This window comes from Stenotrophomonas sp. ZAC14D1_NAIMI4_1 (assembly GCF_003086775.1).
GTDB lineage: Bacteria > Pseudomonadota > Gammaproteobacteria > Xanthomonadales > Xanthomonadaceae > Stenotrophomonas.
Window position 1 is genome coordinate 99,200 of record NZ_CP026001.1, and the last position, 24,465, is coordinate 123,664.

The 24,465-nt window shown below is 69.6% G+C and carries 21 protein-coding genes; 11 read left to right on the forward strand and 10 right to left on the reverse strand.

Annotated elements, in window-relative coordinates:
* Window positions 1–15 precede the first annotated feature (15 nt).
* Window positions 16–219 (reverse strand): YdcH family protein, encoded by a 204-nt coding sequence (locus C1927_RS00405; RefSeq protein WP_079224582.1) that lies wholly within the window; start codon window positions 217–219, stop codon window positions 16–18.
* Window positions 220–302: 83 nt separating this feature from the next.
* Between C1927_RS00405 and ttcA the strand changes: the two genes are divergently transcribed.
* The 3 genes from ttcA to C1927_RS00420 are packed head-to-tail and all read left to right on the forward strand — an operon-like array spanning window position 303 to window position 3,013.
* Window positions 303–1,232: a tRNA 2-thiocytidine(32) synthetase TtcA gene (gene ttcA / locus C1927_RS00410; RefSeq protein WP_108745627.1), complete on the forward strand. Its 930-nt coding sequence runs from the start codon at window positions 303–305 to the stop codon at window positions 1,230–1,232.
* Between the two features lie 36 nt (window positions 1,233–1,268).
* Window positions 1,269–2,174: a recombination-associated protein RdgC gene (locus C1927_RS00415; RefSeq protein WP_005411825.1), complete on the forward strand. Its 906-nt coding sequence runs from the start codon at window positions 1,269–1,271 to the stop codon at window positions 2,172–2,174.
* 59 nt (window positions 2,175–2,233) lie between these two features.
* Window positions 2,234–3,013 carry a SprT family zinc-dependent metalloprotease gene (locus tag C1927_RS00420; protein ID WP_108745628.1) on the forward strand — a complete coding sequence of 260 codons (780 nt, stop codon included), beginning with the start codon at window positions 2,234–2,236 and terminating at the stop codon, window positions 3,011–3,013.
* Between the two features lie 136 nt (window positions 3,014–3,149).
* Here the strand turns inward: C1927_RS00420 and C1927_RS00425 are convergent, their stop codons facing one another.
* Window positions 3,150–4,022, reverse strand: a complete 873-nt coding sequence (locus C1927_RS00425; RefSeq protein ID WP_108747736.1) for a methylglyoxal synthase — start codon at window positions 4,020–4,022, stop codon at window positions 3,150–3,152.
* Between the two features lie 163 nt (window positions 4,023–4,185).
* Here C1927_RS00425 and C1927_RS00430 point away from each other — a divergent pair, with 163 nt between their 5' ends.
* Complete coding sequence (locus C1927_RS00430) at window positions 4,186–5,592, forward strand: ATP-binding protein (protein WP_343125696.1); 1,407 nt, start codon at window positions 4,186–4,188, stop codon at window positions 5,590–5,592.
* Here the strand turns inward: C1927_RS00430 and C1927_RS00435 are convergent.
* The 3 genes from C1927_RS00435 to C1927_RS00445 form a co-directional block, all read right to left on the reverse strand.
* On the reverse strand, window positions 5,578–7,023 hold the full coding sequence (locus C1927_RS00435) for an FAD-dependent oxidoreductase (RefSeq protein WP_079224592.1): 1,446 nt from the start codon (window positions 7,021–7,023) through the stop codon (window positions 5,578–5,580). The two genes, C1927_RS00430 and C1927_RS00435, sit on opposite strands and share 15 nt — an antisense overlap.
* 61 nt (window positions 7,024–7,084) lie before the next feature.
* Window positions 7,085–11,539 carry a glutamate synthase large subunit gene (gene gltB / locus C1927_RS00440; protein WP_108745630.1) on the reverse strand — a complete coding sequence of 1,485 codons (4,455 nt, stop codon included), beginning with the start codon at window positions 11,537–11,539 and terminating at the stop codon, window positions 7,085–7,087.
* A 173-nt stretch (window positions 11,540–11,712) separates the two neighbouring features.
* Window positions 11,713–12,102: an I78 family peptidase inhibitor gene (locus C1927_RS00445; protein WP_079225454.1), complete on the reverse strand. Its 390-nt coding sequence runs from the start codon at window positions 12,100–12,102 to the stop codon at window positions 11,713–11,715.
* A gap of 116 nt (window positions 12,103–12,218) precedes the next feature.
* Here C1927_RS00445 and C1927_RS00450 point away from each other — a divergent pair, with 116 nt between their 5' ends.
* Window positions 12,219–13,271, forward strand: coding sequence for a DNA topoisomerase IB (locus C1927_RS00450; RefSeq protein ID WP_108745631.1), 1,053 nt, complete (start codon window positions 12,219–12,221; stop codon window positions 13,269–13,271).
* Between the two features lie 33 nt (window positions 13,272–13,304).
* On the opposite strand, the gene C1927_RS00455 is transcribed toward C1927_RS00450, so the two are convergent.
* Window positions 13,305–13,649, reverse strand: coding sequence for a hypothetical protein (locus C1927_RS00455; protein ID WP_079224598.1), 345 nt, complete (start codon window positions 13,647–13,649; stop codon window positions 13,305–13,307).
* 196 nt (window positions 13,650–13,845) lie between these two features.
* On the opposite strand from C1927_RS00455, the gene C1927_RS00460 reads away from it, so the two are divergent.
* Together C1927_RS00460 and C1927_RS00465 are read left to right on the forward strand one after the other, a co-directional pair.
* Entirely contained in the window at window positions 13,846–14,952 is a 1,107-nt protein-coding gene (locus C1927_RS00460; RefSeq protein ID WP_108745632.1) for an SDR family oxidoreductase, read from the forward strand.
* Window positions 14,953–15,020: 68 nt separating this feature from the next.
* Window positions 15,021–15,434, forward strand: a complete 414-nt coding sequence (locus tag C1927_RS00465; protein ID WP_108745633.1) for a hypothetical protein — start codon at window positions 15,021–15,023, stop codon at window positions 15,432–15,434.
* Here C1927_RS00465 and C1927_RS00470 read toward each other — a convergent pair.
* Complete coding sequence (locus C1927_RS00470; RefSeq protein ID WP_108747737.1) at window positions 15,407–16,474, reverse strand: serine hydrolase domain-containing protein; 1,068 nt, start codon at window positions 16,472–16,474, stop codon at window positions 15,407–15,409. The two genes, C1927_RS00465 and C1927_RS00470, sit on opposite strands and share 28 nt — an antisense overlap.
* A gap of 192 nt (window positions 16,475–16,666) precedes the next feature.
* On the opposite strand from C1927_RS00470, the gene C1927_RS00475 reads away from it, so the two are divergent.
* Window positions 16,667–17,053, forward strand: coding sequence for a BlaI/MecI/CopY family transcriptional regulator (locus C1927_RS00475; RefSeq protein WP_079224605.1), 387 nt, complete (start codon window positions 16,667–16,669; stop codon window positions 17,051–17,053).
* Window positions 17,054–17,056: 3 nt separating this feature from the next.
* Window positions 17,057–19,000, forward strand: a complete 1,944-nt coding sequence (locus tag C1927_RS00480) for a M56 family metallopeptidase (protein WP_108745634.1) — start codon at window positions 17,057–17,059, stop codon at window positions 18,998–19,000.
* A 103-nt stretch (window positions 19,001–19,103) separates the two neighbouring features.
* On the opposite strand, the gene C1927_RS00485 is transcribed toward C1927_RS00480, so the two are convergent.
* From C1927_RS00485 to C1927_RS00495, 3 genes are all read right to left on the reverse strand, one after another.
* Complete coding sequence (locus C1927_RS00485) at window positions 19,104–19,427, reverse strand: I78 family peptidase inhibitor (protein WP_079224609.1); 324 nt, start codon at window positions 19,425–19,427, stop codon at window positions 19,104–19,106.
* An 84-nt stretch (window positions 19,428–19,511) separates the two neighbouring features.
* On the reverse strand, window positions 19,512–20,540 hold the full coding sequence (locus C1927_RS00490; protein WP_108745635.1) for a ribonuclease H-like domain-containing protein: 1,029 nt from the start codon (window positions 20,538–20,540) through the stop codon (window positions 19,512–19,514).
* Window positions 20,537–23,026, reverse strand: coding sequence for a DEAD/DEAH box helicase (locus tag C1927_RS00495; RefSeq protein ID WP_108745636.1), 2,490 nt, complete (start codon window positions 23,024–23,026; stop codon window positions 20,537–20,539). The genes C1927_RS00490 and C1927_RS00495 overlap by 4 nt, the downstream gene beginning before the upstream one ends.
* A gap of 197 nt (window positions 23,027–23,223) precedes the next feature.
* Here C1927_RS00495 and C1927_RS00500 point away from each other — a divergent pair, with 197 nt between their 5' ends.
* Window positions 23,224–23,706, forward strand: a complete 483-nt coding sequence (locus tag C1927_RS00500) for a hypothetical protein (RefSeq protein ID WP_108745637.1) — start codon at window positions 23,224–23,226, stop codon at window positions 23,704–23,706.
* A 37-nt stretch (window positions 23,707–23,743) separates the two neighbouring features.
* Window positions 23,744–24,418: a hypothetical protein gene (locus tag C1927_RS00505; protein ID WP_108745638.1), complete on the forward strand. Its 675-nt coding sequence runs from the start codon at window positions 23,744–23,746 to the stop codon at window positions 24,416–24,418.
* Window positions 24,419–24,465: the final 47 nt, after the last annotated feature.

Genomic DNA, 24,465 nt, shown 5'->3' on the forward strand with positions numbered 1-24,465 from the left:
ATGCGTGGATGGGGCCTACGCCGGCTCGTCGGGAATCTGCAGGCTTTCCAGCTTGGCGATGCAGTCCTTCAACTGCAGCTTGCGCCGCTTCAGCCGTTTCGACTCCAGCTCGTCCTCGCCATTGGCGGCCATCCGGGTGATCTGTTCATCCAGCACGCGGTGTTCGGCGCGCAGGGCGACGAGGCGTTCGACGATCTCGGCGGGGCTGTAGGTATCCACAGCCTCCGAGCATACACAGCGCCGATGACCATCGGGAGAGGGCGGCCCCGCGCCGCGGCCGGCGCCGGCCCCAAGCCGGTAGAATGGAGCCCATGAGCGCCGTGATTTCCCTGCCCGATCCCCTGCCGCGTGCGACTGTCGCACCGCGCCGGGACGTGGGCGCGGAGCACCGGCTGGCAAAGCGCCTGCGCCGCCAGGTCGGCCAGGCCATTGCCGACTTCGGCATGATCGAGGCCGGTGACAAGGTCATGGTCTGCCTGTCCGGCGGCAAGGACAGCTACACCCTGCTGGACCTGCTGCTGCAGCTGCAGAAGAAGGCGCCGGTGCCGTTCGAGCTGGTGGCGGTGAACCTGGACCAGAAGCAGCCCGGTTTCCCCGAACACGTGCTGCCGCAGTACCTGGCCAGCCTGGGCGTGCCGTACCAGATCATCGAGCAGGACACCTATTCGGTGGTCAGCCGGGTCATCCCGGAAGGCCGCACGATGTGTTCGCTGTGCTCGCGCCTGCGCCGCGGTGCGCTGTACAACCACGCCGAGAAGCACGGCTTCACCCGGATCGCGCTGGGCCACCACCGCGACGACATGGTGGCCACCTTCTTCATGAACCTGTTCCACCACGCCAAGCTGTCGGGCATGCCGCCGAAACTGCGCAGCGACGACGGCCGCCACGTGGTCATCCGCCCACTGGCCTACGTACGCGAGCACGACATCGTCGCGTACGCCCGGGCCCGTGATTTCCCGATCATCCCGTGCAACCTGTGTGGCAGCCAGGAAAACCTGCAACGCCGCCAGGTCGGGCTGATGCTCCAGCAGTGGGAAAAGGACCATCCCGGCCGCATCGACCAGATCGCCCGGGCCATGGGCCAGATCCACCCCTCGCAGCTGGCCGATGCCAGCCTGTTCGACTTCATGGCGCTGGGCCGTCGCGACGCTGCACCCGTGTCCGATGCCCATGCCTGGCTGGCCGGTTTTCCGGCCGATGCCGACGCAGTTCCCGAGACGCCCGCCGCTTAAGGTGGGACGCCCTTCCTCTTCGCCATCCGGAATTCCATGTTCTTTCGCAACCTGACGTTCTTCCGTTTCCCGACCACCACCGATTTCTCCGAAGTGGACACCCTGCTGCCGCACGCCCTGCTCAAGCCGGTCGGTGCGCTGGAAATGAATTCGCGCGGCTTCATCTCGCCCTTCGGCCGCGAGGAGAAGGAACTGCTGTCGCACCGCATCGCCGAACACCTGTGGCTGACCGTGGGTGGCGAGGACAAGATCCTGCCGGCGGCGGTGGTCAACGACCTGCTCGAGCGCAAGCTGGAGGAGATCGAGGAGAAGGAAGGCCGCCGCCCCGGTGGCCGCGAGCGCAAGCGCATGAAGGATGACCTGCTGCATGAACTGCTGCCGCGCGCCTTCGTGAAGTCCTCGCGCAACGATGCCTTCATCGACCTGCAGCACGGCTACGTCGCGGTGGACACCTCCAGCCGCAAGACCGGCGAGTACTTCATGTCCGACATCCGTGGCCTGCTCGGCAGCTTCCCGGCCATGCCGCTGAACGCCGAAGTCGCGCCGCGCTCGATCCTGACCGGCTGGATCGCCGGCGAGCCGCTGCCGACCGGCCTGAGCCTGGGCGAAGAGTGCGAGATGAAGGACCCGGTGGAAGGCGGCGCGGTGGTCAAGTGCCAGCACCAGGAACTGCGCTGCGACGAGATCGACAAGCACCTGGATGCCGGCAAGCAGGTGACCAAGCTGGCCCTGATCTTCGAGGACAACCTGTCCTTCGTCATCGGCGACGACCTGATCGTGCGCAAGCTGAAGTTCCTCGACGGTGCCCTGGACCAGCTGGAGCATGCCGACGAAGACGGCCGCCGCGCCGAGTTCGACGCCCGCTTCGCCCTGCAGAGCGCCGAGATCCGTCGCCTGTTCCTGTTGCTGGAAGAAGCCTTCAAGCTCAGCAAGGCTGACTGAACAGGCACTGCGCGGGCCGCCGGTCATCCAGCGGCCCCGCGCAGCGCTATGCTGGGCACATGAGCCGCCTGCTGCGCCGCCTGATCGGCCCGACCCCGCCCGCCACCGTGCAGCGCGACACCGTTCGCCTGCGCCTGGATGATGCCGAGATCGAGGTACTGCGCGTGCGCGATCCGCGCGCGCGCCGCATCAAGCTGAGCGTGGACGAGCGCGGTGCGCGCCTGACCCTGCCGCCGCGGGCGAGCCTGGTGATGGGCGAGCGTTTCCTCGAACAGCACCGCGACTGGCTGGCGCAGCAGCTGCGCGTCTACCAGGACAACGGCCTGCCGGCGCCGCTGCAACCTGGCGAGGACGGCATGCTGCCGCTGCGCGGTGAACTGCTGCCGGTGCGCTGGCAGGAAGGCCGCTTCGCGCGGCTGGAGATCGACGGCAACGGCGCCTGCGTGCAATGGCCGACCCGGGCCGGCGATGCCACCCTGCGCCGCCTGCTGCGCGAGTTCTACGAGGCGCAGACCCGCGCCGACGTCGGCCGCTGGCTGCCGAAGTACCTGCCCGGCCTGCCACGCGCACCCAGCCGCGTGCGGCTGAAGGTGATGTCCTCGCAATGGGGCTCGCTGGCCCCGGACGGCAGCATGGCGCTGGACCTGGCCCTGGTGCTGGGCCGCCCGGACGCCTTCGAATACGTGCTGGTGCACGAACTCTGCCACCTGATCCAGCCCAACCACTCGCCCGCGTTCTGGTACGAAGTGGAACAACGTTTCCCCGCCTGGCGCGAACAGCGCGATTACTTCCAGCTGGAAGGCCGACGCCTGAAGGCCATGCTCCGGCAACTGCTGTAACTGCGCCCATGCTCGGCTGCATTCAACGGCAGCCGAGCATGGGCTCGGCTCTACAGAAGCGTGCGCAGCGCACCCCGCCCGGCCAAGCCACGACGCCAGTCGACTAACAGTCGACTCTACCTGCCGTTGGCCGCAATCATGACCGGGCCGCGCGCAGCGCCGCCGCCGTCGCCCAGCATGCCGCCACCCGCGGCGCCGTGATGCACACCGCCTGGTCGGTCACCGTCGTCACCGCCCGCTCCAGCAGCTGGATGTCAGCCTCGTGCTGGCGCGCCACGTGCGGATCCTCGAAGAAGATCGCGCGCTGGCAACGCCCCTCCAGCACCCGGTCGGCAATCTGCGCATCACCGCCCATCGGGCCGCTCTGGTAGCGCGTCACCCACGGTGTATCGCTGGGCCAACCCCGGCTCCAGGCCAGTTCGTTCAGGCGCTGGCCGGTGGTGCCGGTCGCCACGCGCTCGCCGAAGCGCGCCAGCACATCGAAGTGCTCGTCGGCGAAGGCCAGCATCGCCGGCTTCATCGCATCGTGGGCGATCAGCGCCAGGGTCTGCCCCTCGAACGCGTGCAGGTCATCGGCGCCGGTATCGGCCGCCAGCCCGGCGTGGATGCGTTCGTTCTCGATCCAGTCGCGCGCGGTGGCTACCGTCGAAATGAACGGCTTGCCGTGGATCACGCACTGCCGCTTGAGCGCGGTCGCTTCGGGAAACACCGACGAAGGATCGACCGGATCGATGAAGTAGATCGCGCCATCGAGGGTCCGCTCCGGGCCCATGCCGACCACTTCGGCCACCAGCTTCATCAGGCCACCCTGGCGCCCGTAGGGATAGCGCTGCAGGCCTGCATAACCGGCCAGGAAGCCGTTGCGCTCGATGGCGTCGTGGGTGCGCCCGACCGCATGCAGGGACACGCCCAGCTCGCGCAGGCCCGGCTCGCTGGCACGCAGCCAGCGGAACAGCGCAGCGCGCGCGTCATGGTGGTGCAGGCGGTTGGCGGCCAGGCCGATGCGCATCGCGGGCTCCCTCAGTGGTAGAGGCGGCAGTGTATGTCGCTATCAGTACTACTGGAGCGTTTTGCAATTTTCCTCATTGTTGCTGCGCGCCGTGCCGCTAGCGTGGCAGGTGGCTGCCGCGTCGTGCGGCCGCGTGTCCGGCCTGCGGCGTGAGGAGTTCATCGTGAGTGTCGCTGGTTGTCCTGATGCCGCCACTGCGCACCGCCGCTGGCGTTGTGGCGGCGTGCTGCTGGTCCTGCTGGTGGCCCTGCCGGTCGCCGCCAGCCAGCCACAGCCGTGGTCGCGCGGGTTGGCCGCCGCGTTGCTGGCCCTGCTCGGGCTGGGCCTGCTGCATGCCCTCGGACGCTGGCGGCTGCGTCGCGAAGTGCAGCGCCGCCACGCACTGCAGCAGCGCCTGCAGATACTCAGCGCTGGCCTGCCGGCGGTGGTCTATCGGGTGCGGCGCAGCGGCAGTGGCGATTACAGCGTGCCCTACCTTTCGGGTGACGTGCACGCCCTGTTCGGCATCGACGTGGACAGCGCACGCTTCGAGCACGCACGCCTGCTGGCGGCCGTGCACCCGGACGACCGCGCATCGGTGATGGCCCATGTCGAGGCCGCGGCACGGGTGCGCGGGCCGATCGACGTCACCTTCCGCAGCCAGGGGCGGATGGGCTGGCGCTGGGTGCGCTCGCACGGGCGACCGCTGCCCCGTGGCGACGGCGACAGCCACGCGGTCGAATGGCGTGGCTACTGGATGGACGTGACCGAAGCACAGCGGCATGCGAGTGCCCTGGACGAGGCCCGCTGCGAGGCCGAGCAGGCGGTCGTGGCCAAGGCCCACTTCCTGGCGGCCATGCGCCAGGAGATCGGCGCGCCGATGAACACCCTGGTGGGCATGCTCGATGGCCTGGCCGGTACACGGCTGGACCCGCGGCAGCGCCACCTGCTGGCCAGCCTCGAGGAGGCCGCCGTGATGCTCCGGCAGATCCTCGACGAGGTGCTGGACAGCGCGCGGCAGCCGCTGGGCGGCCGGCCTCCGCAGGCCGTGCCGACCGACCTGGCCGCGCTGCTGCGGGGCGTGCAGCGCCTGCTGGCACCGCTGGCCGCAGGCAAGGGCCTGCAGCTGCGCTGCGTGCTGGATCCGGCGCTGCAGGCCCGCTCGAGGGTCGATGGCCTGCGCCTGCAGCAGATCCTGTTCAACCTGGCCGGCAATGCGCTCAAGTTCACCGCGCACGGCGGGGTGGAGCTGCGCCTGCAGGTGCTGCGCCAGGCCGCCGCCGGCCAGCACCTGCGCGTGCAGGTGGCCGACACCGGCGTGGGCATCAGCCCGGCGCGGCAGCAGGCGGTGTTTGCGCCCTACACCCAGGCCGAAGCGTCCACCCCGCGCCGCTTCGGTGGCAGCGGCCTGGGCCTGGCCATCTGCCGCGAGCTGGCCGCCGCACTGGGCGGCGAACTGCAGCTGCACAGCATTCCCGGCGGGGGCACCACTGTCAGCCTCGACCTGTACCTGCCCGCGTGCGACGCCCCTCCAGCGTCGGCGCCACGGGCCGCACAGGCGGCGGCGACGGCCGGATCAGTGCGCCAGTAGACGCACGATGCTGGCCGCGGCGTCGCGGCCCTCGGCGACGGCAGTCACCACCAGATCCGCGCCGCGCACCGCGTCGCCACCGGCGAACAGGCGCGGGTGGGCGGTCTGGTACGGCAGCCGGTCCTTGCCACCGGCCACGATGCGGCCGTTGGACTGGCCTTCCACGCCGTGTTCGGTCAGCCACGCCGGCAGCGTCGGCGAGAAGCCGAACGCAATGATCACCACGTCCGCTTCCAGCAGCGATTCGCTGCCTTCGATCGGCACCGCGTTCTGGCGGCCGTTGGCATCGGGTTCGCCCAGGCGGGTCTCGACCACGGTCACCCCGATCACTTCGTCATCGGCACCGGCTTCGATCGACAGCGGCTGGCGGTTGAACAGGAAACGCACGCCCTCCTCGCGCGCGTTGGCCACCTCGCGCGCGCTGCCGGGCATGTTGGCCTCGTCGCGGCGGTAGGCGCAGGTCACCTTGGCCGCGCCCAGGCGCACGGCGCTGCGCACGCAGTCCATGCCGGTGTCGCCGCCGCCGAGCACCACCACGCGCTTGCCGTTGAGATCGGGCAGGGCGATGGTGTCTTCCCAGCCGGCAATCGGCCGGCCCTTCGGATCATCGCCGCTGACGATGCGGCTGTTCTGCACCAGGAACGGCAGGGCCGGCAGCACGCCCTTCAGGTCCTGCCCGTCCAGCCCGCCATCGGTGTAGCGGTAGGCGCCGGTGCCGACGAACACCGCATCGTGGCTGTCCAGCAGCTGCTGCACGCTGACATCGCGGCCGATCTCCACGCCCAGGCGGAACTGCACGCCCATGCCCTCCAGCACCTCGCGGCGGCGGTGGATCACGTCCTTGTCCAGCTTGAAGCTGGGGATGCCGAACTGCAGCAGGCCGCCGATCTGTTCGTAGCGGTCATAGACCACGGCGGTGATGCCGGCACGCGCCAGGCGGTCGGCACAGGCCAGGCCGGCCGGGCCGGCGCCGATTACCGCCACGCTCTGGCCGGTGGGCTGCACCGCGCCCAGGTCCGGGCGCCAGCCGCTGGCCAGGGCGGTATCGACGATGTACTTCTCCACCGCACCGATGGTCACCGCGCCGAATTCCTCCAGCGTGCAGCTGCCTTCGCACAGGCGGTCCTGCGGGCAGACGCGGCCGCACACTTCCGGCAGCGGGTTGGTGCTGTGGCACAGCGTGGCCGCTTCGTGGATGCGGTTTTCCTGCACCAGCTGCAGCCACTGCGGGATGGCGTTGTGCACGGGGCACTTCCAGCTGCAGTACGGGTTGCCGCAATCCAGGCAGCGGCCGGCCTGGTACTGGGCGTCTTCCTTGCCGAACTTGCCGTACAGCTCACCCCAGTCGCCGGAGGTGCGCAGTTCGACCGGGATGCGCTGCGGCATGGTCCGGGGCAGGTCGAGGAACTGGAAAGCGTGCTTGCGGCTCATGGCTGGCTCTGGAATGCGAAGGGGAACGTTGCCGGCCAGTGGCCGGCACTACCGGGCGGAATCACGCGGCGCGTCGCAGGGTTTCAGTCAGCGACTCGATGCTGGCGGCCTTGGGTTTGACCAGCCAGAACTTGCCGATGTAATCGCGGAACTCGTCCATGATCTGCTGCGCCCAGATGCTGCCGGTCAGCTCGCGGTGGCGGCCGATCAGGCGGTGCAGGTGCTGGCGGTAGTTCTCGAAGCCCTCGGCCGACACCCGGTGGATGTCGATCAGCTCGTGGTTGTAGCGGTCGACGAAATCGCGATCCACGTCCAGCACGTAGGCCAGGCCACCGGTGAAGCCGGCGCCGAAGTTCAGGCCGACCTTGCCCAGCACCAGCACTACGCCGTCGGTCATGTACTCGCAGCAGTGGTCACCGGCACCTTCCACCACCGCCAGCGCGCCGGAATTGCGCACCGCGAAGCGCTCGCCCGCGCGGCCGGCGGCAAACAGCTCGCCACCGGTGGCGCCGTACAGGCAGGTGTTGCCGATGATGGCGGTGCTGCGGGCCTCGAAGCGCGCGCCACGCGGCGGGCGCACCACCAGGCGGCCCCCGGCCATGCCCTTGCCGACGTAGTCGTTGGCTTCGCCTTCCACTTCCAGGTGCAGGCCGCCGACGTTGAAGGCGCCGAAACTCTGCCCGGCGCTGCCGCGGAAGCGCAGTTCCAGCGGTGCTTCGGCCATGCCCTGGTTGCCATGCGCGCGGGCCACGGCACCGGCCAGGCGGGTGCCGATGCTGCGGTCGGTGTTGTGGATCAGGAAGCGGTGTTCGCCGCCCTGCTTGTGCTCGATGGCCGCGGCCAGCAGGCCATCCATCTGCGTGGCCAGGCTGTCCGGCGATTCGTACAGGCGCTGCGCGGCGCAGTGGCTGCCTTCGTAACGGGCATCGGCCAGCAGGCGCGACAGGTCCACGCGCACGCCATCGCGCGGCGCCGCCTCGATCTGCCGCAGCAGGTCGGTGCGGCCGACGATCTCCTCCAGCGAACGCGCGCCCAGGTAGGACAGCCAGCCGCGCACTTCCTCGGCCAGCAGGCGGAAGAAGTTCTCCACGCGCTCGGGCTGGCCGGTGAAGTGGTTCTCGCGCAGGCGGTCATCCTGGGTGGCCACGCCGGTGGCGCAGTTGTTGAGGTGGCAGATGCGCAGGTACTTGCAGCCCAGCACGATCATCGGCGCGGTGCCGAAGCCGAAGCTGTCCGCGCCCAGCAGCGCGGCCTTGACCACGTCCAGGCCGGTCTTCAGGCCGCCGTCGGTCTGCAGCAGGGTGCGCCCGCGCAGGTCGTTGGCCAGCAGCGCCTGGTGCGCTTCGGCCACGCCCAGTTCCCACGGCACGCCGGCATAGCGGATGGAGCTGACCGGCGAAGCACCGGTGCCGCCGTCATGGCCGGAAATGGTGATCAGGTCCGCACCGGCCTTGACCACGCCGGCGGCAATCGTGCCGACGCCGGCATGGCTGACCAGCTTCACCGACACCAGCGCGGTCGGGTTGACCTGCTTGAGGTCGTAGATCAGCTGCGCGAGGTCTTCGATGGAGTAGATGTCGTGGTGCGGCGGCGGCGAGATCAGGCCGATGCCCGGCTTGGCATAGCGCAGGCGAGCGATCAGCTCGTTGACCTTGTGCCCGGGCAGCTGGCCGCCTTCGCCGGGCTTGGCGCCCTGCGCGACCTTGATCTGCAGCACTTCGGCGTTGACCAGGTATTCGGCGGTGACACCGAAACGGCCCGAAGCCACCTGCTTGATCTTGCTGCGGCGCTGCGTGCCATAGCGCGCGGGGTCTTCGCCGCCTTCGCCGGAATTGCTGCGGCCGCCGAGGCGGTTCATGGCGATGGCCAGCGCTTCATGCGCTTCCGGCGACAGCGCGCCGAGGCTGATGGCGGCGGTGTCGAAGCGCGGGAACAGTTCGCTGGCCGGGGCCACCTCGTCCAGCGGTACCGGCGTGCCCGCCGGCACCAGTTCCAGCAGGTCACGCAGCGCCGACGGCGGCCGCGCATGCACGGCATCGCAGTACTGCTGCCACGCACGCGGGTCACCGCTGCGCGCCGCGCGCTGCAGGGTGGTCACCACGTCCGGGTTGTACATGTGGTACTCGCCGCCGTGCACGTACTTCAGCAGGCCGCCGACATCCACGCCCTGCTGCGCATCCCAGGCCTGCGCGCACAGCTCGCGCGCATCGGCATCCAGGCGCGCGAAACCGGCGCCACCGATGCGCGAAGCGGTATCGGGGAAGCACAGGTCGACCACCTCCGGTTCCAGGCCGATGATCTCGAACAGCTGCGCGCCGCGGTAGCTGGCCACGGTACAGATGCCCATCTTCGAGATGATCTTCGACAGGCCCTTGTAGACGCCCTTGCGGTAGCGGCGGCCGATCTGCGACTGCTCGCCGCCCTTGCTGAGCTTGAGGATGCCGCGGCGGCCCAGGTCGAACAGGGTCTGGTAGGCCAGGTACGGATACACCGCCGTGGCACCGAAGCCGAGCAGGCAGGCCATGTGGTGCGGGTCGCGCGCGGTGCCGGTCTCGACGATCAGGTTGACGTCGCAGCGCAGGCCCAGGTGCGAAAGGTGGTGGTGGATGGCGCTGGTCGCCAGCAGGGCGTGCACCATCGGCCGCCCGGCCACCGGGTAGCGGTCGGACAGCAGCAGCATCACCATGCCCTCGCGGGCGGCCTGTTCGGCCTCGGCGCAGATGCGCTCGATGCCGGCGCGCAGGCCTTCGTCCTCGCTGTAGGACAGGTCGAGCAGGCGGTTGGCCTGCACGTACTGGTCCATCTTCAGCAGCTGGCGCAGCTTGCGCTGGCTCAGCACCGGCGAGTTGAGGATGACGTGGTTCACCGTCTCCGGGCCGGCGTGGAAGATGTTGGTCTCCTTGCCGAGCTGGGTGGACAGGGACATCGCGCAGTCTTCGCGCAGCGGGTCGATCGGCGGGTTGGTGACCTGCGCGAAGGCCTGGCGGAAGTAGTCGTACAGCGGGCGGCTGCGCTGGCTGAGCACGGCCATCGGCGTGTCATCGCCCATCGAGCCGGTGGCTTCCTGCTCGGTCTCGGCCAGCGGCCGCAGCACCTGTTCCACTTCCTCGCTGCTGAGCTGGTACAGCTTGTGGTAGCTGCGCAGGGTGCCCTCGTCGAACGGTTCCTCCACCAGCGAGGGATCGATCAGTTCAGTCTGCAGGTAGGTGACGCCCTGCTGCAGCCACTGCTTGTACGGCGCGCGGCCGCGGTTGATGCGGTCGATGGCTTCCGAATCGAGCAGGTCGCCGCGCTTGAGGTCGATGGCGATCATCTCGCCCGGGCCGAGCTTGCCCTTGCGCACCACGCGCTCGGTCGGCACTTCCCACACGCCCGCCTCGGAGGCGACCAGGAAGTGGCGGTCGGCGGTCAGCATCCAGCGCGCCGGGCGCAGGCCGTTGCGGTCCAGCGTACACACCGCATAGCGGCTGTCGCAGGCGACGATGCCGGCCGGGCCGTCCCACGGCTCACTGTTGAGGCCATGGAACTCGTAGAACGCGGCCAGGTCGGGATCCTTGAACTCCAGCGACTGGGTCGCCGGCGGCACCAGGATGCGCAGCGCCTGGATCAGTTCCATGCCACCGGACACCATCAGCTCCAGCATGTTGTCCAGGCTCTGCGAATCCGAGCCGTGCATGGAGATGACCGGATCGAACTCGGCGATGTCGAAGCGGGGGGTCTTCCACACCTTGCTGCGCGCCTGCGCCCAGCGCCGGTTGCCTTCGATGGTGTTGATCTCGCCGTTGTGGGCGAGCATGCGGAACGGGTGCGCCAGCGGCCAGCGCGGCAGCGTGTTGGTGGAAAAGCGCTGGTGGAACACGATGGCGCTGGAGGCCAGTTCGCGGCGCTGCAGGTCCGGGAAGAAGCGGCTCAGCTTGTCCGGCAGCACCATGCCCTTGTAGCTGATCGCATTGGGGCTGAGGGTGGTGACGTAGTAATCGGCATGTTCGCGCAGCTGCTGTTCGCTGCGGCGGCGGGCCAGGAACAGCGCCAGCGCGAAGCCGCCGTCATCCTGGCCGACACCGGCGTCGACGAATACCTGTTCGATGCGCGGCAGCGTGTCGCGGGCCAGCTGGCCGCAGACGCTGTCATCGGTGGGCACCTCGCGCCAGCCGGCGACCTTGCAGCCCACGGTTTCCACCTGCGCCTGCAGCTGTGTGCGGCAGGCCTGGGCGGCGTCGGCATCGTGCGGGAGGAACACCAGGCCGGCGGCGAAGCGCGCACCCACGGTGATGCCGGCTTCGCTGGCCAGCAGTTTCAGGAAGGCATCGGGGCGGCGCAGCAGCAGGCCGCAGCCATCGCCGGTGAGGCCGTCGGCGGCGACGCCACCACGGTGGGTCATGCGCGAAAGCGCGGCGATGGCGGTGTCGACCAGTAGACGCGAAGGCTGGTCGTCAAGCTGCGCGACCATGCCGAATCCACAGGCATCGCGCTCGGAGCGCGGGTCGTAAAGCCCTTGGCGGTTGCGGGGGGCCATCTCTACCTCGATGCGTAATGAAATGAGCAGGGACACTCGTGCCCGCCCAATCCCTGGAGCGCATCATGAGGCCACCGGATGCCTCGACTAGATCACAGTTGTTGCAACGCCGCAATACACGGTTGCGCGTGCAACCAAAACGCCGGCAAACCCTTGCCGGCGTTGGCTTTCACTCAACCGCAGCGGGCGCCGCTGACCAGGCCCTTTTCGTCCACTTCGATGTTCAGGCGATCGCCCAGGAACTCCATCGTGGCCACGTCGCTGGGCTTGAGCACGCGCACCTGGCTGGCGGCGGCATCTTCCTGGGCCTGCTTGCCCAGCGCGTCGGTGTAGGCCTGGCCGACCAGGCTCTGCACCTGGCTGGCATCGCAGTTGCCGGCCGGCGGTGCTTCGGTGGCCTTGCCGGCTTCGTCGGCCGGGGCCTTGGCGGCTTCGGCGGCCTGCTGGGCATGGGCGGTGGCCGAATCCTGCTCATCCAGCGCGGGCGCCTGGCAGGCGGACAACGCCAGCACGGCCGGCAGCAGCAGGGCGGAGAGCGAACGGGCGCGAATCTGGAACGGCATCATGACTCCGGAACGGAAGGGACTGTGAAGACCCGAGCATAGCCGCCCGAGGCCCCTCACGTGTTTGTCTTGCGTTATTGACGTGGCCACGCCGGGCCGATCGCCACACTGGCGGCATGCCTCCTGCCCCCACCCCCGAACGACAGGCCGCGCGCGCGGCGGGCCTGCGCTATGTCGATGACACCCAGCCCGGCATCAGCCGGCGCCGCGCAGGCAAGGGTTTTGCCTACCGCGATGCCGATGGCCATGCCGTGCGCGATGCCGCAACCCTGCAGCGCATCCGCGCGCTGGCCATCCCGCCGGCCTACACCGCCGTGTGGATCTGCGCCCATGCCAACGGCCACCTGCAGGCCACCGGCCGCGATGCGCGTGGGCGCAAGCAGTACCGCTACCACGCCGACTGGGCGGCGGTGCGCGACTCAGGCAAGTTCGACCGCACCATCGCCTTCGGCGAAGCATTGCCGGCCCTGCGGCGCAGGCTCAGCCGCGATCTCAAGCCACGCGGTTTCCCCCGCGAGAAGGTGCTGGCGGTGGTGGTCGCGCTGCTGGCCGACACCCTGGTGCGGGTGGGCAATGAAACCTATGCCAAGGAAAACAAATCCTTTGGCCTGACCACGCTGCGCAACCGCCACCTGGACCTGTTGCGCGGTGGCCGCGTGCGCATGCGCTTCCGCGGCAAATCCGGGCAGCTGCACGAGGTGACCGTGGGCGACCGCAGGCTGGGCACGCTGGTGCGCGGCGTGCAGCAGCTGCCCGGGCAGGCGCTGTTCCAGTATCGCGATGACGAGGGTGTCATCCAGCCGGTCGATTCCGGTGCGGTCAATGACTACCTGCGCGAGGTGATGGGCGAGGATTTCACCGCCAAGGACTTCCGTACCTGGGGCGGCACCCTGGCGGCGGTGCAGACCTTCGCCGCCACCGAGCTGCCGGAGCCGTCCAGCCAGCGCGCGCTGGCCAAGGCGCAGCGCGAGGTGGTGTGCCAGGTGGCCGCGCGGCTGGGCAACACGCCGGCGGTCTGCCGCAAGGCCTACATCGACCCCTGCGTGTTTGCCGGCTGGGAACGCGGCGAGCTCGCTTCGCTGGCGGGCCTGCGCGGCCCGCGGCAATGGGAGCAGGCCACGCTGAAGGTGCTGCGCCGGGCGCGGCGGCTGGCCAAGCGCAGCGCCTGAGCGCTGCGCAGCGTCGCGTTTGCGCGACGGCGCTTACCCGCAATAGATGGCAGTGATGTTGTTGGTGCGGCCGGTTTCGATGGTCAGGCGATCACCGCCCTCGACGGCCGCGCCTGCGGCAGGGTCAGCGCTGCCACTGGCGGTATTGCCGCTGCGCTCGCGGCTGCCGCGGGTGACCTGCACGTGCAGGCTGTCGCTGTCCACGCGCGCCCGCTCGACGGTCATCGCCGAAGCGGCCAGGCCGACCGCGCCGCGCACCATGTTGGTGTGGCACTGGCCGGAAATCACGCCATCGATCGGCTGGATCTGGGCAACCGGACTGCTGCTGCAGGCGGCAAGGGCAAAGCAGACGGCGGCGGTGGCAATCGCATGTTTCATCTGGGCATTCCTCGTGTCTTGGCCTGAAGAGTGCGACGACACGCGTGGTGGCGGAATGAATGCCATGCACGCGGTGGACACGGTGCGCTCACCGCCACCGACAGCGCGGGCGGGGACACTGCACGAGCGGCGCACGCCGCCCCCGGTAGTGCCGGCCGCTGGCCGGCAACCCCATCCCCCTCCCGAGGAGACCTGCATGGCCACCACCAAGAAGACCCCCGCCCGCCGCAAGGCATCGCCCAAGGTGCGCAAAGGCAGCACCAGGGCAAAGACCGTCGCCGAAACCGACCGCCCGCGCGTGGTGAAGACCGCCACCCGCAAGGCCGCGTCCAGCGATCCGCGCGCGGCCCGGGTGGCCTCGCGGCAACGGCGCCTGCAGGACCAGGAGAAGGCCAAGGACGCACGCGCCACCAAGAAGGCGACGAAGAAAACGGCCACCCAGGCGGGTGCGCGCAGGCAGCCGGAAACCATGCCGACCCAGCACTTGGCCAAGCCCGGGCATGAGCATGCACTGGAACTGGCGCCGCGCTTCCTTGCCCCGGATTACGTCGGCAGCGGCAAGCTGCAGGGCATGCGCGCGATCATCACCGGCGGTGATTCCGGCATCGGCCGCGCCGTGGCCGTGCTGTTCGCCCGCGAAGGCGCCGATGTCGCCGTGCTGCATCTGGATGAAGCGGAGGATGCGGACATCACCCGCCAGCATGTGGAACGCGAAGGCGGGCGCTGCGTGGTGATTGCCGGCGACGTGCGCGATCCACGCTTCTGCAACAAGGCGGTGAAGCAGGTGGCCAAGGCTTTCGGCGGCATCGACATTCTGGTCAACAACGCGGCCTTCCAGCTGCATTGCGAGCGCCTGGAAGACCTGGAAGACGCGCATCTGCAGGAGACGCTGCAGACCAACATCGGCGGCTACATCCAGATGGCGCGGGCGGTACTACCGCATCTGGGCGAGGGCGCCAGCATCATCAACACCGGCTCGGAAACCGGCCTGTTCGGCAGCAAAGCCCTCATCGACTATTCGGCCACCAAGGGCGCCATCCATGCTTTCACCAAGGCGCTGGCCAGCCAGCTGCTGCCGCGTGGCATCCGGGTGAACTGCGTGGCCCCGGGGCCGGTGTGGACACCGCTGAACCCGGCCGACAAGCAGGCCGAGGACGTGGCCGAGTTCGGCAAGGACAGCGACATGGGCCGCCCCGCACAGCCGGAGGAACTGTCACCGGCCTATGTGTTCCTGGCCTCGCCCGCGTGCGCCAGCTATATCAGCGGCGCGATCCTGCCAGTGATGGGCGGGCCGCGGGGTTGAGCCGACGGTAGTGCCGGCCGCTGGCCGGCAGCTATCCTCGGCGCACGCGAACAGAGGATGGGGTGGGCATGGACGGCACCGTTGAATACCTGTGGCTGCCGCCGGGCGCGATACCGCCCGAACGGGCCTGCTCCCCTTACCGCGCCATTGTGGCTGTCGAAGCCACCGTGGAAGCGGACTGGCAGGCGCGGGTGAGCGACTGGCTGGTTCGCAGCGGTTGCCGCTACATGATGGCCTGGGGCACCGAGTGCAGCGGTTGGGATGATGCGGTGGACATGGCATCGCTGGAGGGCGAGGGCGCCGACTTCGTGATGACCACCTGGCATGACCGCGACACCCTGGCGGAGGTGTTCGCGTTCTGCGCCATTGCCCAGCACCCTACGCTGGCGCTGCCGCACACACTGGTGTTGCATGTGGCCGGGGTGGCCGACCGGGCGCGCGTGCTTGCAGGTGTTCAGGGCGCTGTTGCAGCAGGCGAATAAAGATCGGCGATGCGCGGAATGAAACGCTGCGGGTTGGCGCCGACCAGGTTGGTCAGCACCACCACCGCCACGCCGCGGTCGGGGTAGACGATGAAGGCCGAGCGAGCACCACCGATGCCGGCGACCTGACGATCCGGCGCGGCCTGCAGCACCGGCCAGCCGGCGGCCCACGGGCCAGCCCGGCCATCGGCGAGGGGCTCGGCGGTCCACATGCGTGTGCGCGCGGGATCGCCCAGCAGGCGGCCACTGGCCAGCGCGGCCAGCCAGCGTGCAGTGTCATCGGCGGTGGTGAGGATGCCGCCGCCCGCCCACAGGCTGGGCGGCATGTCGTAGAACCAGTGCGAAAGGCGTGGCGGCGTGTCGGCCGCTTCCGTTGCGCGCGGCGCCAGGCTGTACATCGTTGCTGCATCGGGCACCAGGTCGTAGCTGTCACCGAAGGTGGTGCGGTCCATGCCGACCGTGCCGAACTGGCTGCTGGCGAGGAAGCGCTCGTAGGGCATGCCCGATTGCCGCGCGATGATCCGCGCCAGCAGCAGGTAGTTGGTCTGGTTGTAGGCGAAGCGCTGGCCGGGTGCGGCATCCATCGGCCGTGCGGTCACGGCCTGCCACGCCTGCGCCTCGGTACCACCGCCCAGTAGCCCGCGCTCATCGAGGATGTCCGGCAGGCCCGAGGTGTGCGCCAGCAGCTGGCGCACGCGCACGCTCTGCCAGGCCGGCGGCAGCGCATCGAGATAGCGCGCCAGCGGCGCATCCAGATCCAGCCTGCCCTGCTGCGCCAGCTGCGCGGCCGCCACGCCGGTGAAGGCCTTGGTGGCCGAGTTCAGCGGGAAGCGCGTGCTGCGCGTCGCTGCGACGCCGTTCTCGACGTTGGCCAGGCCGAAGGCTTCGGACAGCACCACCTGGCCGTCCTTGACCACCGCCACCTGCAGGCCGGGGATGCGAGCGTCCTGCATGGTCTGGCGGATCAGGCGGCGTGCCTGTTCGTTGGCGGCATCAGGGCCGGGCGAAGCGGCTGCCACTGGCAGGGCGGCGAGGAGCAGGAGCAGGACGGGCAGCGTTGGGCGGAACATGGGGATTCCAGACGGGTTGTCGGAAATCGGATGCGTGGGGCGGGGAGAAGGTTTAAGCCCATCACCCACCCCTACCGTTCGTCGGCCCATGACTTCCGGGGGGTTGACTACAACTGTCGTCACGCAGACAGTGACGACACGTGTAGTCAAGGGAGCGGTGTCATGCGTGGCAAGACCATCGGGGACCAGGAGCTGGCCCTGCTGCAGTACATCGATGAACATGCGCCGGCCAGCGTCGGCGAGGTCGCCAGTGGCTACGGCGAGGCCCGCGGGCTGGCCCGTTCCACCGTGCTGACGATGATGGAGCGGCTGCGCGCCAAGGGGTATCTTCAGCGCGAGCAGCAGGAGGGCGTCTACCGGTACCAGGCCACCCGTGGTCCGGACAGCGTGCTGCAGGGCGCCGTGGCCCAGTTCGTCGACAACACCCTGCAGGGCTCGGTGTCGCCGTTCGTGGCCTACCTGTCGCAACGCCAGGAAGTCAGTGACAACGAACTGGCGGAACTGGAAGCGCTGGTCGCCCAACTCCAATCGCGTCGCCACGAGGGCTGAGCCATGGACACCACGATGCTGATTTCCCTGCTGGAACGCCTGGGCTGGACCAGCCTGCAGACCGTGCTGCTGGTGGCCCTGGTGTACGTCGTCTGCCGCGCCTTGCCCTCGCTGTCGGCCAGCACCCGCTGCCGCCTGTGGTGGCTGGTGTCGCTGCAGGCGGTGCTGGGCCTGTTCTGGAGCCAGCCGCTGCAGCTGGCCTGGCTGCCGGCGCCGCAGGCCATGGCAATGAGCGCCACCGATCTGGCCGCCGATGCGATCCATCCGATGGCGCCGGAACTCTCGGCGAACCTGCTGGCCACCGCGCCGATCAACCAGGCCCCTGACATCGCCGCGTCGATCGGCAGCGGCGTATCGCCGATGGCCTGGTGGGCGATGGCGCTGGCCGCGCTGTGGCTGTCCGGCGTACTGGTGATGGCGTGGCGCACCTTCGGTGAGTGGCGCCAGTGCCGCGCGCTGCTGGCGGCCTCGCATCCCTGCGAAGACGCGGCCCTGGTGCAGGCGCTGCAACTGGCTGCCGATGCCCATGGCCTGCGCCGCGCACCGCGCCTGTGGATGAGCGGGCAGGTGGACGCGCCGCAGCTGGTCGGTCCGCTGCGCCCGGTGCTGTTGCTGCCGGCCGGTGCCAATGCCCTGCAGGGCGATGCGCTGGATCTGGCGCTGACCCACGAGCTGCAGCACATGCAGCGCCGTGACCTGCAGTGGGGCCTGCTGCCCGCACTGGCCCAGCACCTGTTCTTCTTCCATCCGCTGCTGCGCTTGGCCGTGCGCGAATACGCCCAGGCCCGCGAAGAAGCGGTGGATGCGGCGGTGGTCGGCCAGCACGGTGCCAGCCGCCATGCCTATGGCCGCCTGCTGCTGCAGCTGGGCGTGGCACCGCAGCCGCACCTGGGCGTGGCCAGTGCCGCGCCGAGCACCACCAGCCTGAAGCGCCGCCTGATGAGCCTGCAGCCGCGCCGTGCCTGCCCGCGCATCCTCGCCATTGGCCTTACCGCCCTGGTGGTTGCGGTGGGCGTGGCGCCGATGCGCCTGGTGGCTGCCCCGGCTCCGCCTGCGCCGCCGGCACCGCCGAAGGTGGTCCCTGCACCGCCCGCACCGCCGGCCGCGCCCGCTGTGCCGGCCAACGGGGTCCACCTGGTGATGCCCAAGCCGCCGGCACCGCCGGCCGCGCCGTCCGTCCCCGCCGCGCCGTCTGCGCCGTCTGCGCCGTCTGCACCGCCCGCGCCTCCGGCACCGCCTGCCGAGGATGACGACAGCTACACCACGGTGGGCGAACTGCACCTGGGCAACGATCTGGAACGTGGCCACGTGCTGATCGACCACGGCCGCAGCTATGCCAGTGCGACGATCGATGACATCCAGCAGGCCCGCCGTGATGTCGGCCGCGATGGCCCGGTGCTGTGGTTCCGCGAAGGCAACAAGCGTTATGCCGTGCGTGATCCGGCCCTGATCCAGCCGCTGCAGCGCGTCTATGCGCAATCGGCCGAACTGGGCCGCCAGCAGGGCCAACTCGGTCGCGAGCAGGGGGTATTGGGGCGCCAGCAGGGTGAGCTGGGCCGCAAGCAGGCCGTGCATGCCCGGGAAATCAGCCGTGTGGCGACCCAGGCGGCAAGCAGGGCGGTGCGCGAGAGCGACATCAACCGCCAGGCCGCCGCGGAGGCCGCGAGGGCCGCGAGCGGTTCGGTGGATGACGCCGCGATTGCCCGCCAGGCCGCAGCCGAGGCGCGTCTTGCGATGCGTGAAGTGCAGGCGGTGCAGGACGCACACAGCCACGACATCAGCGAACTGGCCAACCAGCAGGCCCAGCTGGGCCTGCGCCAGGCCGCGCTGGGCAGCCAGCAGGCCGAGCTGGGTGAACGCCAGGCCCAGCTGCAGGCGCAGGCGTCGGCACAGGCGAAGCAGGTGATCGCCCGCGCGATGGCCAGCGGCAAGGCCCAGCAGCTCTGACGGAGCGGTAGCGCCGGGCCATGCCCGGCGAGCGCAGCGGCGCGTATGCGAATGCGGCGCGTATGCTGATGGAGCCCGCCGGGCATGGCCCGGCGCTACCCCATCAACCGCAGCTGGCGCGCTCGATCCGGTTCTGCTCGTCCACGCGCACGGTGACCCGGTCCTGGCGGAAATCCATCGTCACCGCCATGCCCGGCTTCACCACGCGTGCGTTGCGCGCACCGCTGTCGGCCACCAGCTTCTTGATCGTGGCCTCGTCGGCCGTCTTGCCGGTGAAGGCCTCCAGTGCCTCCGGACGGCATTCGTGCGGGCCTTCGGCGCCCTTGGCCGGCAGGGTGCCGGTGTCGGCGGTGCTGTTGGCACCGGCATGGCTGCAGGCCGCGAGCGGCAGGATGCTGGCCAGCAGCAACAGGGTTGTACGGCGCATGGGCACGGCTCCGGTGAAGGGACAGCGGGCAGTGTCGCCGCTGCGCGTGTCAGTGGTGTCAACGCCGCCTGAACCCGCGCGCGCTCAGGGCTGCACCAGCGCCAGCGTCTCGCGCTCGCGCTGTTCCTCGCGGATCAGCCGCTGCAGCAGCAGGGCCAGGGTCACCACGTCCTGGTGGTTGTGGTCGGCCACGCGGCGCAGGTTCACTGCATCGCCGCCGCGCAGGTAGCGCAGCCACGCCGCGGGTGCTTCCGAACCGGGCAGGTCATCCTCGCGCACCACGCGCAGCAGTTGGCGCTCGATGGTGGACAGCTTGCAGTTCTCCCAGCTGCCGCGATAACGGCGGCGGGTGGGATAGAGCAGGTCGACGTGGTCCAGCGCGGTGATCGGATCGCGCTGCCGGGCCAGCCGGTAACGTGCCTTCAGCAGCGGCGCATCGTAGCTGCGGCCGTTGTAGCTGCAGAACACGGTGGATGGCTGCAGCCAGCTGGCGAAGGTGGCCAGCATCGCGTCTTCAGCCGCCATGGTGGACATCAGCAGCTGGCGGATGCGCAGGCCCTCGCCGCGCTGCGGGCAGGCATGCCAGTCGGCCGCGCCGATCATGAAGGCGCGGGTGCCGGTGCCACCGGCCAGGCCGGTGGTTTCGGTATCGAAGAACAGCAGGTCGCGCGCGGCCACGTGCTCGCCCTCGCGGCGCGCGAAATCCAGTGACAGTGGCTGCGGGGGAATCGCCTGCGGCTGCAGCGATTCGATCAGGAACAGGCCCGGTGCGATTTCTTCGCCGGGCAGCTGCCGGTCCTGCGCGCTGGCGCGCACCGGGGCGGCGCTACCGCGCGCGCGCAGGCCCAGCAAGCGATGCAGGCCGCCCACCTCCGGCCGCCGCAGCGGTGCCGGTGCGGCTGCCGCCGCAGGTGCCGCCGTGCCGGTCGGCTTGTGGCGGATCTCCTGCTCGACCCACGCAAACACCGAGCGCTCGGCGGCGGGCTGCCGCGCGTCGTTGGCAGCTACCGGAGCAGATGCCGTGGGCGGCGGCTCGGGCGCGGCCGGGGCGCTCGCCTTCGGGTCGCCGGCCTGCTTTCGCAGCAGGCGCAGCTTGTCCAGGCTCAGGCTCACGGTGCCAGCAGCTCCATCGGGTCGCGCGTGGTCACCACCACGTCGGGTACGTGCTGGCAGGCATCGGCATCGAACAGGTCCAGCACGCGCAGCGCCAGCGCACGCGGCGAGGTTTCATCTTCTTCCTGCGCGGCCAGCACCGGGCCGACGCAGGCCGGGCAGCCGGCCTTGCAGTCGCAGCGCTGCACCAGTTCGCGCGCGCGCTGCACCAGCTCGGCCTGGCGCTGCCACAAGGGTTCGCTGAGGCCGACGCCGCCGGGGAAGTTGTCGTACAGGTACACCGTCGGCACGAACTCCTGCAGCAGCTCGACGATGCCCGGATCACCCTCGCCGCCGCGCAGCTGGCCGCGACCGGTCTGGTCGGCGATCGCGAACCAGGAACCGTCGCCGTTGCCGACCGACTTCTGCAGGTCGCGCGCATCGGCCATCACCGCCACGGTGGCGACGATGTGCAGTGCGTAGGCGGCACCGAGGAAGCCATCCAGCGCATCCTGCTTGCTGGCGAACGCGCGCAGCAGCAATGCCTGCGGCAGCTGCCACCACACTGCAGTGGTGTGCAGTTCCTGGTCGGGCAGGTTCACCGGGCCGTAGCCGATGTTCTCGTGCGTGTAGTAGCGGATCTTCTTGTAGCCGGCCACGCGGCGCACGACGTGGACTTCGCCATGGTGCGAATCGCCACGGCCGGCCACGCCACCGTCGAAGCGGTCCAGCACCTTGAGCTTGGTGAAGTCGATGCTGTCGGTGTAGTAGTCCACATGGGTGCGCGTGACGTAGGCCTTGCGGCCTTCCCAGTCCAGCGTTTCCACCTGGTATGGGGTGGACTGCACCATGTGGATCGCGCCCTCGTACAAGGTGAGCGCGGCGGCGGAATAGTCGACCTCGGCGATGATCTGCTGGCGGCCGTCGCTGCGGTCGACCACCACGAAGTTGCCATCGGCCACCGCGCGCAGGCTGACCGCGTTGGCCGGATAGCTGTCGGCGATCCATTCCCAGCGCTCGCCTTCGCGATGGATGACCTCGGTTTCGGCCAGCGCTTCCAGGAACACTTCCGGATCGATCGGGCCGAAGCCATCACCCACCCGGAACGGCAGTTCGAAGGCCGCGCAGCGGATGTGGTCGAACAGGATCAGCGGCTGGTCCGGCGCGATGCGCGCGTGTTCGGGCGAGGCCTCGGCGAAGAAATCCGGATGCCGCACCACGTACTGGTCCAGCGGTTGCGAGCTGGCCACCATCACCCCCAGCGCCGGTTGCTGGCGGCGGCCGGCGCGGCCGAAACGCTGCCAGGTGGCGGCCACGCTGCCGGGGTAGCCGTTGAGGATCACCACGTCCAGGCTGCCGATATCCACGCCCAGTTCCAGCGCCGAGGTGCTGACGATGCCGTCGATGTTGCCCGCGCGCATCGCACGCTCGGTCTCGCGGCGTTCGGTGGGCAGGTAGCCACCGCGGTAGGCGCGGATGCGCGGCGGCTTGCGCGGGTCGTGGTCGAAGATGTCCTTCAGGTACTTGGTCAGCACTTCCACCATCAGCCGGGTCTGCGCGAACACCAGCGTCTTCAGCCCGGATTTGATCGCGATGCGGGCGATGCGGTTGCTCTGCGATCGCGCCGAGGCACGCAGGCCCAGGTCCGGGTTGATCACCGGCGGGTTCCACAGCAGCACCTGCTTGGGCCCGCTGGGCGCGCCGGATTCGGTGATGGCAGTGACCGGCGCCTCGATCAGTGCTTCGGCATGCGCCCGCGGGTTGCCGATGGTGGCCGAGCACAGGATGAACTGCGGTTGCACGCCGTAGAACGCGCAGATGCGCTTGAGCCGGCGCAGCACGTTGGTGACGTGGCTGCCGAACACGCCGCGGTAGGTGTGTACTTCGTCGATGACGATGTAGCGCAGGTTCTCGAAGAACTGCGCCCACTTGGTGTGGTGGGGCAGGATGGCCTGGTGCAGCATGTCCGGGTTGGAGACCACGATGTCGCCGTGCAGGCGGATGGCCTGGCGCGCATCGCCCGGCGTGTCGCCATCGAAGGTGAAGGCCTTCACGCCGAGGTCGCCTGCGCGGTTGAGCTCCAGCAGCTCGGCCACCTGGTCCTGGGCCAGCGCCTTGGTCGGGAACAGGTACAGCGCCTTGGCCTTGTCCTGCATGGCCGCGCTGACCACCGGCAGGGTGTAGCACAGCGACTTGCCGCTGGCGGTGGGGGTGACGATGGCCACGTGCTCGCCGCGCTGGCTGGCCTCCCACGCTTCCGCCTGGTGGCTGTAGAGCTGCTCGATGCCGCGCGCCTTCAGCGCTGCAGCCAGGGCGGGCGGCACCGAACCGGGCAGCGGCGCATAGCGGCCCTCGCGGCCGGGAATGGCGAAGCTGCCGGTGATGCGGTCGTGGTAGCGGCGCTGCAGGCGCGCACTGAGCAGGGCGCCATCGCGGGCGGGCAGGCCGTCGCGGGTGGCGAGCTTCTGCTCGGCGTCGGCGGTGCGCTTGGCGAGTTCGTAGGCCATGGAAGGTGAAGCCGGGACGGTTTGCGAGGGGTCACATGGCACCACAGATGGGTCTCAGGGTGTGAGACCGCGTGCCGGGATGCAGTGAATCATTCAGTGCGGCGGCACGACACCGCTGGCTGAATGCCGGCAGCGCAGGCAACGAAATCTGAAGCCGTGATGCGTATCCTCGAGGATTGCACGCAACAGGCAGGGCGATGGCTGTGGCACGACGGGAACTGCAGGGAGCACTTCTGGCCGGCATGATGCTGGCCGCCACCGCGCAGGCGCAGCAGGCCACGCCGGTGGTCGAGCCCGCTGCGCAAGCGCCGTTGCCTGCGCCGCCGCAGGGCGATGTCACCACCCTCGGCGAAGTGCGCGCGATCAAGCCCGAAGATGACGAGCCGCTGGATCTGTACCGCTTCAAGAACCCGGTGAAGTTCGGTGACAACCGCTTCAGCCGCGACTGGAGCGAGCCGCCGTCGCCCGAACAGGTGAGCATGGGCGGTGGCTACATCATGATGGGCGTGGTGAAAGGCCTGACTGCCGCTGGCAAAGGCCTGAACAAGCTGACCGGTGGCCCGGACCAGATCCAGGCGGCCATCGCCCGGCCGCCGCCGGAACTGACCGCCGAGCAGCAGCGCCGTGCACAGCAGTTCTGCGAGCAGCAGGAAGGCTGCGATCCCCCGGCCGGGAAGTAGGCGCTATCCTGCCGCCTTTCCTTCCGAGGCTGCCTGGATGCTGCTGCGCTCCCTTCTCCTGCTTGCCATGCTGAGCCCGCTGGCTGCGGCGGCCAGCGATCTGGCCGACGGTGGCTCCTGCCGCAATGGCCTGTTCCCATCCGCGCAGTCTGGTTTCGCGCTGGCCAGGGTGGTGGGCACGCAGCGTTTGTACCTGCTCGGTGACATGGACGGCTGCCCGGCCAAGGGCGAACCCGCCTGCCGCCAGCGCAGCTACGTGGTGAGCGGCGACACCGTGGTGACCGGACGTGACCTGGGCGCGTACCGCTGCGCGTTTTTCCCCAACAAGGTGGGTGGCAGTGCCGGTTGGGTCGAGCGCAGCAAGCTGCAGCCGTTGCCGGTGGCAACGCCGTCGCTGCAGGACTGGGCCGGTGACTGGAAGGATGGCGACAACGGCCTGCGCATCTCGGTGCGTGGCGGCCAGCTTCATGTCGAAGGTGATGCCTACTGGCCCTCGGCCAACCCCACGCCGGAACAGAGGCCGTATGGCCCGAACATGGGCCAGGTGGAAGCGCAGGCGACGCCGCGTGGCAGCCAGGTGGATTTCGTCGAGGACAGCTGCACGGTGCACGCCCAGGTGCTGGGCGACGTGCTGGTGGTGTCCGACAACAGCGAATGCGGTGGCATGAACGTGCGGTTCGACGGCGTGTACCGGCGCACCGGGGCGCGGTGAGGGATGGGGTCAGTAGATCCACGCCATGCGTGGATGCTTCATGGGTG

Coding starts and splice junctions, on each gene's coding strand:
- ttcA (WP_108745627.1), top strand. CDS start 303: ATGGAGCCCATGAGCGCCGTGATTTCCCTGCCCGATCCCCTGCCGCGT.
- C1927_RS00415 (WP_005411825.1), top strand. CDS start 1,269: ATGTTCTTTCGCAACCTGACGTTCTTCCGTTTCCCGACCACCACCGAT.
- C1927_RS00420 (WP_108745628.1), top strand. CDS start 2,234: ATGAGCCGCCTGCTGCGCCGCCTGATCGGCCCGACCCCGCCCGCCACC.
- C1927_RS00425 (WP_108747736.1), bottom strand. CDS start 4,022: ATGCGCATCGGCCTGGCCGCCAACCGCCTGCACCACCATGACGCGCGC.
- C1927_RS00435 (WP_079224592.1), bottom strand. CDS start 7,023: ATGAGCCGCAAGCACGCTTTCCAGTTCCTCGACCTGCCCCGGACCATG.
- gltB (WP_108745630.1), bottom strand. CDS start 11,539: ATGGCCCCCCGCAACCGCCAAGGGCTTTACGACCCGCGCTCCGAGCGC.
- C1927_RS00445 (WP_079225454.1), bottom strand. CDS start 12,102: ATGCCGTTCCAGATTCGCGCCCGTTCGCTCTCCGCCCTGCTGCTGCCG.
- C1927_RS00450 (WP_108745631.1), top strand. CDS start 12,219: ATGCCTCCTGCCCCCACCCCCGAACGACAGGCCGCGCGCGCGGCGGGC.
- C1927_RS00455 (WP_079224598.1), bottom strand. CDS start 13,649: ATGAAACATGCGATTGCCACCGCCGCCGTCTGCTTTGCCCTTGCCGCC.
- C1927_RS00460 (WP_108745632.1), top strand. CDS start 13,846: ATGGCCACCACCAAGAAGACCCCCGCCCGCCGCAAGGCATCGCCCAAG.
- C1927_RS00465 (WP_108745633.1), top strand. CDS start 15,021: ATGGACGGCACCGTTGAATACCTGTGGCTGCCGCCGGGCGCGATACCG.
- C1927_RS00475 (WP_079224605.1), top strand. CDS start 16,667: ATGCGTGGCAAGACCATCGGGGACCAGGAGCTGGCCCTGCTGCAGTAC.
- C1927_RS00480 (WP_108745634.1), top strand. CDS start 17,057: ATGGACACCACGATGCTGATTTCCCTGCTGGAACGCCTGGGCTGGACC.
- C1927_RS00485 (WP_079224609.1), bottom strand. CDS start 19,427: ATGCGCCGTACAACCCTGTTGCTGCTGGCCAGCATCCTGCCGCTCGCG.
- C1927_RS00495 (WP_108745636.1), bottom strand. CDS start 23,026: ATGGCCTACGAACTCGCCAAGCGCACCGCCGACGCCGAGCAGAAGCTC.
- C1927_RS00500 (WP_108745637.1), top strand. CDS start 23,224: ATGGCTGTGGCACGACGGGAACTGCAGGGAGCACTTCTGGCCGGCATG.
- C1927_RS00505 (WP_108745638.1), top strand. CDS start 23,744: ATGCTGCTGCGCTCCCTTCTCCTGCTTGCCATGCTGAGCCCGCTGGCT.